This is a genomic window from Streptomyces sp. NPDC026522 (assembly GCF_055567555.1).
In genome coordinates this window covers 372,377-384,556 of record NZ_JBVHQF010000002.1, presented here as the reverse complement: position 1 = coordinate 384,556, position 12,180 = coordinate 372,377, and the positions used below count along the sequence as shown (strand labels likewise).

The following is a 12,180-nucleotide window of genomic DNA, read 5'->3' as shown; positions in this document are numbered from 1 at the left end:
TGATCCGTCGGACACCCCCCTAGTCGGTCAGCCACACCGGGAGCGGGCGGACGGCTTCGCGCAGCGAGGCGGCGATGGCCGTGAACTCCTCCTGCCGGGCCGTCCCGGTCCGCATGGCCAGGGCGATCCGCCGCGAGGGGGCCGGTTCGGCGAAGTACCCGGTGGCCAGGTGCTCGTTGCGCGCGGTCTCCAGGCGCAGCGCCGTACGGGGGAGCAGCGTCACCCCGAGGCCGCCCGCGACCAGTTGCACGAGCGTGGAGAGCCCGGCGGCGGTGGTGGTGACGTCCGCCCCGGCCGCGCGCCCCGCCTCCCGGCAGATGTCGAGGGCCTGGTCCCGCAGGCAGTGGCCCTCGTCGAGCAGTAGGAGCTGTAGCTCCCGCAGTTCCTCGCGCGGGATGTCCCGGCGCCCCGCGAGGGGGTGCTCCCGGGGGGCGAGCAGGACGAAGTCCTCGTCGAAGAGCGGCAGTTCGGTGACGCCGGGGACACCCAGCGGCACCGCGAGCAGCAACAGGTCGAGCCGCCCGGCGGCCAGCCCCTCCAGCAGCGAGGCCGTCTGCTCCTCGTGCACCTGGAGGTCCATCCCGGGGTAGCGGCGGTGGAACAGCCCGAGCACGGTCGGCAGCAGGTACGGGGCCACGGTGGGGATCACGCCGAGCCGCAGCACGCCGGTGAAGGGCGCGCGCACCGCGTCGGCCTCCTCCAGCAGCCCGCCCATGGCGTCGAGTACGGCCCGCGCCCGGACGGCGATCCGCTCGCCCGCCGGGGAGAGCAGCACCTTGCGGGTGGTGCGCTCCAGCAGCTGCACGCCGAGGGCCTCTTCCAGGGCGGAGACGGCCCCCGACAGGGCCGGCTGGCTCATCCCGATCGCCGCGGCGGCGTCCCGGAAGTGCAGGTGCTCGGCGACCGCCGCGAAGGCGCGCAGCTGCGCGAGCGTCGCCTGCCGGGCCGACCCGTTCTTGGGGCCGAGCTTCACTCCCCTATTACCCGTAGCCACTGATAGGTACCTCCGATCACCAGCCACAAGAGTAGCTATTTCCGTAATCAATGCAGCTGTGCCAGCATGTGAGATCCGTCCAACCCCCTTGGAAAACCCCCAAAAAGGGAAATTTCCATGTCTGCAAGGAGAGCACGTGCTCACTGTCGGTGACAAGTTCCCCACCTACGACCTGACCGCCTGCGTCTCGCTCGAGGCCGGCAGCGAGTTCGCGCAGATCGACCACAAGACCTACGAGGGCAAGTGGCGCGTGGTGTTCTTCTGGCCGAAGGACTTCACCTTCGTCTGCCCCACCGAGATCGCCGCCTTCGGCAAGCTCAACGAGGAGTTCCAGGACCGCGACGCCCAGGTCCTCGGCGTCTCCGGCGACTCCGAGTTCGTCCACCACGCCTGGCGCAAGGACCACGCCGACCTGCGTGACCTGCCCTTCCCGATGCTGGCCGACTCCAAGCACGAGCTCATGCGGGCCTGTGGCGTGCAGGGCGAGGACGGCTTCGCACAGCGCGCCGTCTTCATCATCGACCAGAACAACGAGATCCAGTTCACGATGGTGACCGCCGGTTCCGTGGGCCGTAACCCCAAGGAGGTCCTGCGGGTCCTCGACGCCCTGCAGACCGACGAGCTGTGCCCCTGCAACTGGAACAAGGGCGAGGGCACCCTGGACGCCGGCGCGCTGCTGGCCGGTGAGTGAGCGATGTCCCTCGACTCCCTCAAGGCCGCCGTTCCGGACTTCGCCAAGGACCTGAAGCTGAACCTCGGTTCGGTCATCGGCAACAGCGACCTCCCGCAGCAGCAGCTGTGGGGCACGGTCCTGGCCTGCGCGATCGCCGCCCGCTCCGCGCGCGTCCTGCGTGAGCTGGAGCCGGAGGCGAAGGCCGCCCTGTCGCCGGAGGCGTACACCGCCGCCAAGTCGGCGGCCGCGGTCATGGCGATGAACAACGTCTTCTACCGCACCCGCCACCTGCTGTCCGACCCCGAGTACGGCACGCTCCGCGCGGGCCTGCGGATGAACGTGATCGGCAACCCGGGCGTGGAGAAGATCGACTTCGAGCTGTGGTCGCTCGCGGTCTCCGCGATCAACGGCTGCGGCCAGTGCCTCGACTCGCACGAGCAGGTGCTGCGCAAGGCCGGTGTCGGCCGCGAGACGGTCCAGGAGGCCTTCAAGATCGCCTCGGTGATCCAGGCCGTCGCCGTCACCCTCGACGCCGAGGCCGCCCTCGCCGCCGAGTAGCGCTCCCTCGTACGCGTACGGGACCCGGGGCCCCCGCAGCCGTCACCGGCCGCGGGGGCTCACGCGTTCTCGCCCTCGGCCCGCTCGGCGCGCGGCAGGGCCGTGGCGCCGTGCGGACCGGGGCCCGTCGCGGCGGCCCCGGCGCGCTGCTGGTCGCGGGAGTACGCCCGCAGGTACACCACCACGGTGTTGGTGACGGCCACCAGCGGCACGGCGACCACCGCACCGCCGATGCCGGCGACCATCCCGCCGGCCGCCACCGCCAGCACCACCGCGAGCGGGTGCACCCGTACGGCCCGGCCCAGGATGAACGGCTGGAGCACGTGCCCCTCGATCTGCTGCACCGCCAGCACCACCAGCAGGACCATCAGCGCGATGAACGGCCCCTGGGTCACCAGCGCCACCACCACCGCCAGGGCGCCGGACACCACCGCGCCGACGAGCGGGATGAAGGCGAACAGGAAGATGAAGACGGCGAGCGGCACCGCCATCGTGACGTCGAGGAAGTACAGGCCGAGGCCGATGAACACGGCGTCGATCAGGGCCACGAGCACGGTGCCCCGGACGTAGGCGGTCAGCGTGCGCCAGGCGCGCGGACCGGCGCCGGCCACCCCGGGCCGGGCCGCGCGCGGGACCAGGCCGAGCACCCAGGTCCAGATCCGCTTGCCGTCGTAGAGCAGGAAGAGCGTCGAGAACATCGACAGCAGGATGCCGGTCAGCACCTCGACCAGGACCGTCACGCCCTGTAGACCGGCCGAGGTGATCTGCTCGGTGTTGGTGCCGATGGTGTCGGTGAGGTTCTTGGCGATGTCGTTGATCTGCTTCTCGGTGACGTGGAACGGACTGTCCAGCGCCCAGAGTTTGAGCTCGTCGATGCCCTCGCGCACCCGGTCGGAGAGCGTGTCGAGGTTCTCCATGACCTGCCAGACCACGAACCAGCCGACCAGTCCGATCACCACGAAGCCGAGGATCGCGGTCACGGCCGTGGCCAGCCCGCGCGGCAGCCCGAGCCGCCGCAGCCGTACGACGAACGGCTGGAGCAGTGCGGTGACCAGCAGGGCGGCGGAGAAGGCGAGGACGACGAGGCGGACCTCGCTGATCACCCTCATCAGCACCCAGAGCATCCCGGCCACGAGCAGCAGCCGCCAACTGGCCTCCGCGGCGACCCGCATGCCCCACGGGATGACCGTCACCGGGTCGGGCCGCTCGCGCCAGCCGGGATCGCCGCCCGCGACGGCGGGCACCGGCCCGTCGACGGGTACCGGGGCCGAGGCCGGAACGGGAACAGGCACGTCGACGGCGGTCTCCGCCTCGACCTCGGCCCGCCGTTCGTCGAGGCGCGCACCGATCTGGCTGAGCCCTCTGCCGAGCCGGCCGAGCCAGCCTGCCCTCTTCGTCATGTCTTTCCCTTTCCCCCCGCCCGCGGACGCACTCGCCCGACCGTACACGCGGGGAGCCCCGCACCGTAGGACGGTGCGGGGCTCCCCGAGGTTGACCGCCGGGACTGCTTTCCCGGGACGACGTGGAGACCTAGTACCAGCCGTTGGCCTGGTGGAAGCTCCAGGCACTGCACGGGCTGCCGTACCGGTCGTTCATGTAGCCCAGGCCCCACTGGATCTGCGTGGCCGGGTTGGTGCGCCAGTCGGCGCCGGCCGAGGCCATCTTGGAGCCGGGCAGGGCCTGGACCAGGCCGTAGGCGCCCGAGGAGGAGTTCACGGCCCGGTAGTTCCAGGTCGATTCCTCGTTGATGATGTTGGAGAAGCACTGGAACTGGCCCGCCGGCACGATCTGCCGGGCGATGTCCTTGACCTGGGCGACCGTGTAGGAGCCCTGGACGGCGAAGTCGTCGGCGCTGCGCGTCGCGGAGCGGCTGGCGACGTCTTCCTCTTCGTGCTTCTTCTTCGCCGCTTCCTCGTCGGCCTTCTTCTTGGCCGCGGCGGCCTCGGCGTCCGTCTTCTTCGCCTTGGCGTCCTGCGCCGCCTGGATGCGCGCCGCTTCCTCGGCCGAGCGCTGGGCGTCGGCGTCGGCGGCGTGGGCGATGGCGTCGGCCTGCTGCGTCAGGGACGCGCTCTGGACCTGCGCCTGGTCGCCGACCGGGATGTCAGTGAGGAGAGTCGCCCCGGCGGCGGTCGTTTCGAGATCGTTCGAGGAGGCGTCGCCCGCCGCAACGCCAACGACTGCGCCGACGGTGGTGACCGCGGTGGCCGAAGCCACTGCGAACCCCCGGACCGAGATCCGGCTCACACGGTGTCCTTCCAGCAGCGTCCGCAGTGACCGCGCGGTCGCAATAGTGCCCCTCGACACTGGCCTCCATGAATCCGCGGTCACTGGAGGCGCGGGCCCGGGGCAACTCCCTGGCGGGGGCTGCCGACTAGCTCGGGCGGCATACGGCGACCGGCTCTGGAGTTGTGGTGCTGCGCGTACCTCGTGAGAGGTACGGGGTACCCCCGGACGGAGTCCGGAGGAGAGTGCCGTATGCGGGGCCTGACGGAAAGCAGACTCTGCCGGACCGCGACGCCGCGGGGCAATTCCACGTTGCGTGGGAAAGGTCACACCTGCCGGAAGGCCGCTGATTTCAGCGAAGACCTGTGCAGCGCGACGCCGCCCGGCTAGGCTTCTGGGCCTTTACCGGGCGGCGCCAACTCATCTTCCCCGTATGGGGTTTCTGCCCCTTATGGCCGTCAGGGTCGGCGGGCCCCCGTCACAGCGTCTCCAGCATCTCGGTGACGAGCGCGGCGATCGGGGAGCGCTCGGAACGAGTCAGCGTGACGTGGGCGAACAGCGGATGTCCCTTGAGCTTCTCAACGACGGCGACCACGCCGTCGTACCGGCCGACCCGCAAGTTGTCCCGCTGGGCCACGTCGTGGGTCAGGACGACCCGCGAGTTGGCGCCGATCCGGGACAGCACGGTCAGCAGGACGTTGCGCTCCAGCGACTGGGCCTCGTCCACGATCACGAAGGCGTCGTGCAGCGAACGGCCCCGGATGTGCGTGAGCGGCAGGACCTCCAGCATCCCGCGGTTCAGCACTTCCTCGATCACCTCGCGCCCGGCGACGGAGGAGAGGGTGTCGAAGACCGCCTGCGCCCAGGGGCTCATCTTCTCGGCCTCGGTGCCCGGCAGGTAGCCGAGCTCCTGCCCGCCCACGGCGTACAGCGGCCGGAAGACCATCACCTTCTGGTGCTGCCTGCGCTCCAGCACCGCTTCGAGGCCCGCGCACAGCGCCAGCGCCGACTTGCCGGTGCCGGCCCGGCCGCCCATCGAGAGGATCCCGATCTCGGGATCGAGCAGCAGGTCCAGCGCGATGCGCTGCTCGGCGCTGCGGCCGTGCAGCCCGAAGGCCTCGCGGTCGCCGCGGACGAGACGCACGTTGCCGTCCGCGGTGACCCGGCCGAGCGCCTTGCCGCGCTCCGACTGGAGGACGAGCCCGGTGTGCACGGGAAGTTCGGCCGCCTCCGGCACGTAGAGCCGCTCCTCCGAGAAGAGCAGGTCGACCTGTTCCCCGGAGAGCGCGAGCTCGCTCATGCCGGTCCAGCCGCTGTCGGTGATCGCGAGCTCGGCGCGGTACTCCTCGGCGAGCAGCCCCACGGAGGAGGCCTTGATGCGCAGCGGCAGGTCCTTCGAGACCACCGTGACGTCGTAGCCCTCGGCCTGGAGGTTGCGGGCGACGGCCAGGATCCGGGAGTCGTTGTCCCCCAGCCTGAATCCCGCGGGCAGGACGCCGGGGTCGGAGTGGTTGAGTTCGACGCGCAGGGTTCCGCCCAGATCGCCCAGCGGGATGGGGGCGTCGAGGCGACCGTAGCGGACCCGGAAGTCGTCGAGCAGGCGCAGGGCCTGGCGCGCGAAGTAGCCGAGTTCGGGATGGTGCCTCTTGGCCTCCAGCTCGGTGATCACCACGATCGGGAGCACGACCTCGTGCTCTTCGAAGCGGGAGACCGCGTTGGGGTCTGCCAGCAGGACGCTGGTGTCGAGGACGTAGGTCCGCCTGTCGGGCAGGCGGCGCTTTGTGCTGGTCACCACGGAAGGACGTACCCCCTCGGAAGAGGTCGGGCCATGAAGACCGGACCGGTCATCGGCACCCATGCGCGGGCCGATTTCCGGCCCTCCACGTCGTCCGTGCGAACCGCACGCGCGTCCTGGTGCAAAGGGCCTCCCGGGCGGACGGCCCCATGCCGTCCGCTGAGATTCGACACCCGTGGATCGGGCGTCGACCTGCTAGGGGTATGCCCTCGAACCGGCGCGCCCATGCCATGGCATATGACGGACGCTCGGTGAAGCGCTGGTGAAGGCTTCGCGACGGGAGGGGGCGGCCCCCGGGAGGGGCCGAGGGGGCGTCAGGTCCGGTGCGCTCAGGTGCCGTACCGGCGGTGGCGCGCGGCGTAGTCGCGCAGGGCCCGCAGGAAGTCGACCTTGCGGAAGGCCGGCCAGAAGACCTCGCAGAAGTAGTACTCCGAATGCGCGCTCTGCCACAGCATGAAACCGGACAGCCGCTGCTCGCCGCTGGTGCGGATGACGAGGTCCGGGTCGGGCTGGCCGCGCGTGTAGAGGTGTTCCGCGATGTGGTCGATGTCGAGGACCTCGGCGAGCTCCTCGAACGAGGTGCCCTTCTCGGCGTGCTCCAGCAGCAGCGAGCGGACCGCGTCGGCGATCTCCTGCCGGCCGCCGTAGCCGACCGCGACGTTGACGAGTATCCCGTCGACGTCGTGCGTGGCCTGCTCGGCCTCCTTGAGCACGGTCTGGGTCCCGGCGGGGAGGATGTCCAGGTTGCCGACGTGATGGACCCGCCAGCGGCCGTCCGCGGCGAGGCCCCGCACGGTGTTCTCGATGATGTTGAGCAGCGGACGGAGCTCGACCTCCGGCCGGTCCAGGTTGTCCGTGGACAGCATCCACAGGGTGACGACCTCGACGTCCGTCTCGGTGCACCAGCCCAGCATCTCCGAGATCTTGTCGGCCCCGGCCTGGTGGCCCTGTTCCGTCGTGCCTCCGGACGCCTTCGCCCAGCGCCTGTTCCCGTCCAGGATCACGCCGATGTGCTTGGGCGACGCGTCGTGGTCGAGGCGGCCTTCCACCCGGCGTGCGTAGAGCCTGTACACCAGGTCGCGCAGCTTCACGATCTTCCAGCCCCTCCGTGCGATCCCCCGTGCGGATTGCGGTCCCTACCCCCGAGCCGCCACATTACTGCGCGGCGGGATCGGGTACCCAACTCGGCCGGTCACAGGTCCGTGATAGGGAGGACAACGTGACTGATACCAATCCCTATCGGGCAGAGCCCTCGCGCTACGACTCCATGGAGTACCGCCGCACGGGCCGCAGCGGCCTCAAACTCCCCGCCGTCTCCCTCGGCCTGTGGCACAACTTCGGCGACGACAAGTCGCTGGCCTCGCAGCGCGCCATCCTGCGCCGCGCCTTCGACCTCGGCGTGACCCACTTCGACCTCGCCAACAACTACGGCCCGCCGCCCGGCTCGGCCGAGCTGAACTTCGGCAAGGTGTTCGCGCAGGACTTCGCGGCCCACCGCGAGGAACTGGTGCTCTCCACCAAGGCCGGCTACCTGATGCACGAAGGCCCGTACGGCGAATGGGGCAGCCGCAAGTACCTGCTCGGCTCGCTCGACGCCTCGCTCAGGCGGATGGGCGTCGACTACGTCGACATCTTCTACTCGCACCGGTTCGACCCGGAGACCCCGCTGGAGGAGACCATGGGCGCCCTCGCGTCCGCGGTCCAGCAGGGGAAGGCGCTCTACGTGGGCGTGTCCTCGTACACGGCCGAGCAGACGGCCGAGGCGGCGCGGATCCTCACCGGCATGGGGGTGCGTCCCCTCATCCACCAGCCCTCGTACTCCATGATCAACCGCTGGACGGAGGACGACGGCCTGCTGGACGTCCTGGAGGAAGCCGGCATGGGCTGCATCTCCTTCGTGCCGCTCGCGCAGGGGCTGCTGACGGGCAAGTACCTCAAGGGCATCCCGGAGGGCTCGCGGGCCACCCAGGGGAAGTCCCTGGACCCGGACCTGCTGTCGGACGACGTGGTGCGGCGGCTGAACGGCCTGAACGACATCGCCGCCCGGCGCGGGCAGTCGCTGGCGCAGCTGGCGCTGAACTGGGTGCTCCGCGACAGCCGCATGACCTCGGCGCTGATCGGCGCGTCGAGCGTGGCGCAGCTGGAGGAGAACGTGGCCGCGCTGGCCGGTCCGCCGCTGACCCGGGAGGAGCTGGAAGAGATCGATTCCTACGCCGTCTCGACTCCCGGGACCAACATCTGGGCCCAGCGGGGCTGACGTCCGCCACACCCGCGGCACTGACCTGCGCTTTTGCGGCGGTGCCCGCGGGGGTGGAGGGAAAAGAAAAACGGGCCGGTCCGTGGGGGGGATACGGACCGGCCCGAGGGGGGGGTTCCACCATAACCCTTCGTAAAGCGTCCTGCGTGCATCGGCGCGAAACGATTACGCTCCGAAGCCGCCCAGCAGCAGTCCGGTGAGGGCGCCGGCCGCCATGAAGGGGCCGAACGGGAAGGCCGCCTTGAGCCCGCCGCGGCCCCGCAGCACAAGGGCGAGCCCGTATCCGGCGCCGTACGCGAAGCCCAGGAACGCGCCGGCGATCCATACCCCCCACCCGTACCACCCAAGAGCGACGCCCAGCGAGAGCGCCAGCTTGACGTCGCCGAACCCCATCCCGGCCGGGTTGACCAGGAACAGCACGAGGTACCCGGCCCCGAGCGCGACCCCGCCGAGCAGCGCGAGCCGCCAGGAGCCGGCGGCGCCGGGCAGCAGGGCCGCGCCGCCGAGCAGCGCGGCGGTGAGCGCGGCGAGCGGCAGGGTCAGCGGGTCGGGCAGCCGGTGCACGGCGAGGTCCACCAGGGCGAGCAGGACCGGGACGGGCGCGAGCGCCACGAAGACGGCCGCCTCGGGCCGGGGACCGCCGGCCGCGGCGAGGGCGGCGCAGACGGCGCCGGTCAGGGTCGCGGTGCGGGCGGAGGAGGGCCCGTACGGATGCGGCCGCGCGGGTGACGGTCCGCCGCGGGGGCCGCCCGGGCAGCGGGCCGGGCCGAGCCAGCCGGGCAGCGGGTGGCCCTCGGGGCAGCGGTCCCGCCAGGGCCGCTCCGGGTCCACCGACAGCCGGTAGGCGGCGCGCGGCAGGAGCAGCAGTCCACAGCTCACGCCGTAGACGGCGGCAACGATGATCACGGCCAGGCCCATCCGCAGACCGTAGGCCCCGGCGGGCGGCGCGGGCATGGGCCCGGGGGCCCATCGGGCCCTACCCTGGCGGGCATGGCGATCAGGCGGCACTGGACGGACGGCAGGGCCACCCTCAGGATCCCCGCACCGGCGCGGGCCACGCCCGGGGTCCGCCCGGAGGTCCCGGGGGTCGCGCTGGAGGTCCCGCTGGAGATCGCCGCCTCGTACCGGGCCCGCACCCGCGGGCTGCTCGGCCGGGACGGGGTGACCGGGGCGCTGCTGCTGACCCCGGCGGCCTCCGTGCACACCTTCCGGATGCGCTTCCCCATCGACGTGGCCCACCTGGACCGCGACCTCACCGTCATCGCCGTGACCACGATGCGCCCCGGCCGCCTCGGCCTGCCCCGCCTGCGCGCCCGGCACGTCCTGGAGGCCGCGGCCGGTGCGATGGCGGCCTGGGACCTGCGCCCCGGGACCCGGCTGGACGTCGGGCCCGGAGGACGAGACGGCAGCTAGGCGCCGCGCCGCCCCGGGGGTAGGTTGGGGCGGTTGAGCTGGGGTGGCAGGGGAGCGGCATGACGGAGAACGTTGCGGTCAAGGCGCTGGAGCAGATCATGCCGGCGACGCACGGCGCCGACGAGGACATCGACTGGCCCGCCGCGGAGGCGGCCTGGGGCACCCGGTTCCCGGCCGATTTCATCGCGTTCATGGGTCGTTACGGCTCCGGCTCCATCAACGGCGAGGCCGGCATCCTGCTGCCGCTCCCGAAGCCCGGACTGCAGTGGGCCCCGGCCGAGATGACCGAGGAGACCGAGAACGCCCGCCAGGCGTGGGAGGCCGGGGGCGGCCGGGCCGCCTTCGACGTGGACCCGGAGTCGATCATCGCCTGGGGGGTCACCGGCGGCTCCGACATCCTGTGCTGGCTCACCGACGACCCCGACCCGGACCGGTGGCCGGTCCTCGTCGTCGGGCGGCACACCGCGGACCCGTTCGCCCTCTACCCGTACGGCATGGCCGAATTCCTCTACCGGCTCTGCTCGGACGAGTTCGACGTGAGTCCCGTCAGCATCACGTTCTGGGACGGCGGCCACCTCAGCTTCGTGCACTGGCGCAAGGCGCAGCGCCGTTGGCAGGAGGGCCGCAACCCCGAGACGGGCGAGCCCGACCCGTATGCGGGCGAGTTCGCCGACTGACCCTTCCCCCTTTTTTCTCGCCAGCTCTTCCCCCGCCCGTTTCCTGGCCGGAAACGGGCGTTTCGGCATGTCTACGCGCGTCGGAATTGTCGATCACATATCGGAAAACACCATAGGGAATAAGGCCAGTTGGAGCATTGAACACAACTGCCGCCCCAATGGGACCAAGCGCCCTGCCGTCAGGAGAGAATTCCGGCCAACGGGCCATGGAAGGACACCTCGGCCCGGAGTAACTCATAAGTAACACCGGGAAACACGAAATATTCAGGGGAATCCACCCGTGCGACGAAGAATGTTCGGCCCGGCCGCCGGTGCGGCCGTGATCGGTCTACTGATACCTCTCGCAGGATGCGGAAGTTCCGACGGAGGCGCAGCTGACAGGGGCACGCTCCGCCTCGTCGCCGCGGAATACGGCGACAGTTCCGCGACGAGTTCCAAGGCCTACTGGGACAAGGTGACGCACGACTTCACCACCGCCAATCCCGACGTCAAGGTCGAGGTGCAGCTGCTGCCCTGGGCCGACATCGACCGCGAGGTCTCCCGGATGGTCAAGGCCGGCAACGCGCCGGACATGGCGCTCATGGGCTCCTACTCGGACTTCGCAGCACAGGGGAAGCTCTATTCCGCCGACGAACTCCTCGCCGTCACCGCCGAGGCGAACTTCCTCCAGCCCCTCACCGAGGCCGGGTCGGTCGGCAACACCCTCTACGGGCTGCCCTTCGTGGCGAGCAGCCGCCTCCTCTTCTACAACGAGGGCCTGTTCAAGCAGGCCGGAATCGCCGCTCCCAAGACGTGGAACGACCTCAAGGCCGACGCCAAGGCGCTCAAGGACAAGGGCGTGAAGGTCCCGTACGCCCTGCCCCTGGGGCCGGAGGAGGCACACGCCGAGGCCTTGATCTGGGAGCTGAGCAACGGCGGCGGTTACGCCGACAGCAGCGGCAACTACAGCCTCGCGTCGGACCAGAACATCGCGACCTTCAAGTGGGTCAAGGACAACCTGGTCACCCCCGGCCTGACCGGACCGGTCGCCCCGTCGCAGCTGAACCGCGCCGACGCCTTCGCCGCGTTCCTGCGCGGCGAGGTCGGCATGGTCAACGGCTACCCGTCGCTCGCCTACGAGGCACGCGCCAAGGGCATCAGCGTCGGCACCGTCCCGATGCCGGTCTCGGACACGCTGGGGGCCGGCGAGACCCCGCCGACCGTCGGCGTGGCGGACTGGATGATGGCGTTCAAGCAGAACGGCAAGGGTGCGGAGATCGGCAAGTTCCTGGACTTCGTCTACCAGGACAAGTACCTGTCGGACTTCGCGAGCCGCTACCACCTGCTGCCCGCGACCGTCAGCGCCTCCCGCAGCCCGTCCGGCGGCGGCATCGACAAGAACGACGAGCAGTTCCTCACCGCCCTGCGCGGGGCCCAGCTCTACCCGGTGAACGACCCGTCCTGGCTGACGGTCAGCGACACCATCAAGCGCAACATCGGCCGTGCGGTGGAACCGACGGGTGACGCGAAGAGCGTCCTGGAGGACATCGCCGCCAAGGCGGCCGCGGCCGGCAAGAAGCACTGAGCGGCCCGGCCGACGCCCCCGGACCC

General features: G+C 70.8%; 12 protein-coding genes. 6 read left to right on the top strand and 6 right to left on the bottom strand.

All coding sequences use genetic code 11. The features are described 5' to 3' along the window. Positions 1-19: 19 nt before the first annotated feature. Positions 20-994, bottom strand: coding sequence for a hydrogen peroxide-inducible genes activator (locus ACZ4M3_RS06350; protein ID WP_467730473.1), 975 nt, complete (start codon positions 992-994; stop codon positions 20-22). Between the two features lie 136 nt (positions 995-1,130). Here ACZ4M3_RS06350 and ACZ4M3_RS06345 point away from each other — a divergent pair, with 136 nt between their 5' ends. Further along, on the top strand, positions 1,131-1,685 hold the full coding sequence (locus ACZ4M3_RS06345; protein ID WP_467730472.1) for a peroxiredoxin: 555 nt from the start codon (positions 1,131-1,133) through the stop codon (positions 1,683-1,685). Between the two features lie 3 nt (positions 1,686-1,688). Further along, positions 1,689-2,225: an alkyl hydroperoxide reductase gene (locus tag ACZ4M3_RS06340; protein ID WP_467730471.1), complete on the top strand. Its 537-nt coding sequence runs from the start codon at positions 1,689-1,691 to the stop codon at positions 2,223-2,225. 59 nt (positions 2,226-2,284) lie between these two features. On the opposite strand, the gene ACZ4M3_RS06335 is transcribed toward ACZ4M3_RS06340, so the two are convergent. The 4 genes from ACZ4M3_RS06335 to ACZ4M3_RS06320 form a co-directional block, all read right to left on the bottom strand. Then, positions 2,285-3,625 carry an AI-2E family transporter gene (locus ACZ4M3_RS06335; protein ID WP_467730470.1) on the bottom strand — a complete coding sequence of 447 codons (1,341 nt, stop codon included), beginning with the start codon at positions 3,623-3,625 and terminating at the stop codon, positions 2,285-2,287. A gap of 130 nt (positions 3,626-3,755) precedes the next feature. Then, positions 3,756-4,469: an aggregation-promoting factor C-terminal-like domain-containing protein gene (locus ACZ4M3_RS06330; RefSeq protein ID WP_467730469.1), complete on the bottom strand. Its 714-nt coding sequence runs from the start codon at positions 4,467-4,469 to the stop codon at positions 3,756-3,758. Between the two features lie 457 nt (positions 4,470-4,926). Next, positions 4,927-6,243: a PhoH family protein gene (locus tag ACZ4M3_RS06325; RefSeq protein ID WP_136216150.1), complete on the bottom strand. Its 1,317-nt coding sequence runs from the start codon at positions 6,241-6,243 to the stop codon at positions 4,927-4,929. A gap of 329 nt (positions 6,244-6,572) precedes the next feature. After that, a complete protein-coding gene (locus ACZ4M3_RS06320) occupies positions 6,573-7,334 on the bottom strand; it encodes an isoprenyl transferase (RefSeq protein WP_361129235.1) in 762 nt (253 codons plus the stop codon). Positions 7,335-7,462: 128 nt separating this feature from the next. On the opposite strand from ACZ4M3_RS06320, the gene mgrA reads away from it, so the two are divergent. Then, the gene (gene mgrA / locus ACZ4M3_RS06315) at positions 7,463-8,500 is read left to right on the top strand and encodes an L-glyceraldehyde 3-phosphate reductase (protein ID WP_467730468.1); all 1,038 of its coding nucleotides are present in this window, start codon (positions 7,463-7,465) and stop codon (positions 8,498-8,500) included. Positions 8,501-8,665: 165 nt separating this feature from the next. Here the strand turns inward: mgrA and ACZ4M3_RS06310 are convergent, their stop codons facing one another. Continuing rightward, positions 8,666-9,418: a prepilin peptidase gene (locus tag ACZ4M3_RS06310; protein ID WP_467730467.1), complete on the bottom strand. Its 753-nt coding sequence runs from the start codon at positions 9,416-9,418 to the stop codon at positions 8,666-8,668. Positions 9,419-9,490: 72 nt separating this feature from the next. Between ACZ4M3_RS06310 and ACZ4M3_RS06305 the strand changes: the two genes are divergently transcribed. The 3 genes from ACZ4M3_RS06305 to ACZ4M3_RS06295 all read left to right on the top strand — a co-directional run bounded on the left by ACZ4M3_RS06305 (position 9,491) and on the right by ACZ4M3_RS06295 (position 12,154). Then, positions 9,491-9,913 carry a DUF192 domain-containing protein gene (locus tag ACZ4M3_RS06305; protein ID WP_467730466.1) on the top strand — a complete coding sequence of 141 codons (423 nt, stop codon included), beginning with the start codon at positions 9,491-9,493 and terminating at the stop codon, positions 9,911-9,913. Positions 9,914-9,972: 59 nt separating this feature from the next. Further along, positions 9,973-10,590, top strand: a complete 618-nt coding sequence (locus tag ACZ4M3_RS06300; RefSeq protein ID WP_467730465.1) for an SMI1/KNR4 family protein — start codon at positions 9,973-9,975, stop codon at positions 10,588-10,590. Positions 10,591-10,882: 292 nt separating this feature from the next. After that, positions 10,883-12,154, top strand: coding sequence for an extracellular solute-binding protein (locus ACZ4M3_RS06295; RefSeq protein ID WP_467730817.1), 1,272 nt, complete (start codon positions 10,883-10,885; stop codon positions 12,152-12,154). Positions 12,155-12,180 lie beyond the last annotated feature (26 nt).

Excerpts from the sequence above, each read along its gene's own strand:
- ACZ4M3_RS06305 (WP_467730466.1), top strand. The coding sequence starts at position 9,491 with ATGGCGATCAGGCGGCACTGGACGGACGGCAGGGCCACCCTCAGGATC.
- ACZ4M3_RS06340 (WP_467730471.1), top strand. The coding sequence starts at position 1,689 with ATGTCCCTCGACTCCCTCAAGGCCGCCGTTCCGGACTTCGCCAAGGAC.
- ACZ4M3_RS06310 (WP_467730467.1), bottom strand. The coding sequence starts at position 9,418 with ATGGGCCTGGCCGTGATCATCGTTGCCGCCGTCTACGGCGTGAGCTGT.
- ACZ4M3_RS06300 (WP_467730465.1), top strand. The coding sequence starts at position 9,973 with ATGACGGAGAACGTTGCGGTCAAGGCGCTGGAGCAGATCATGCCGGCG.
- ACZ4M3_RS06335 (WP_467730470.1), bottom strand. The coding sequence starts at position 3,625 with ATGACGAAGAGGGCAGGCTGGCTCGGCCGGCTCGGCAGAGGGCTCAGC.
- ACZ4M3_RS06295 (WP_467730817.1), top strand. The coding sequence starts at position 10,883 with ATGTTCGGCCCGGCCGCCGGTGCGGCCGTGATCGGTCTACTGATACCT.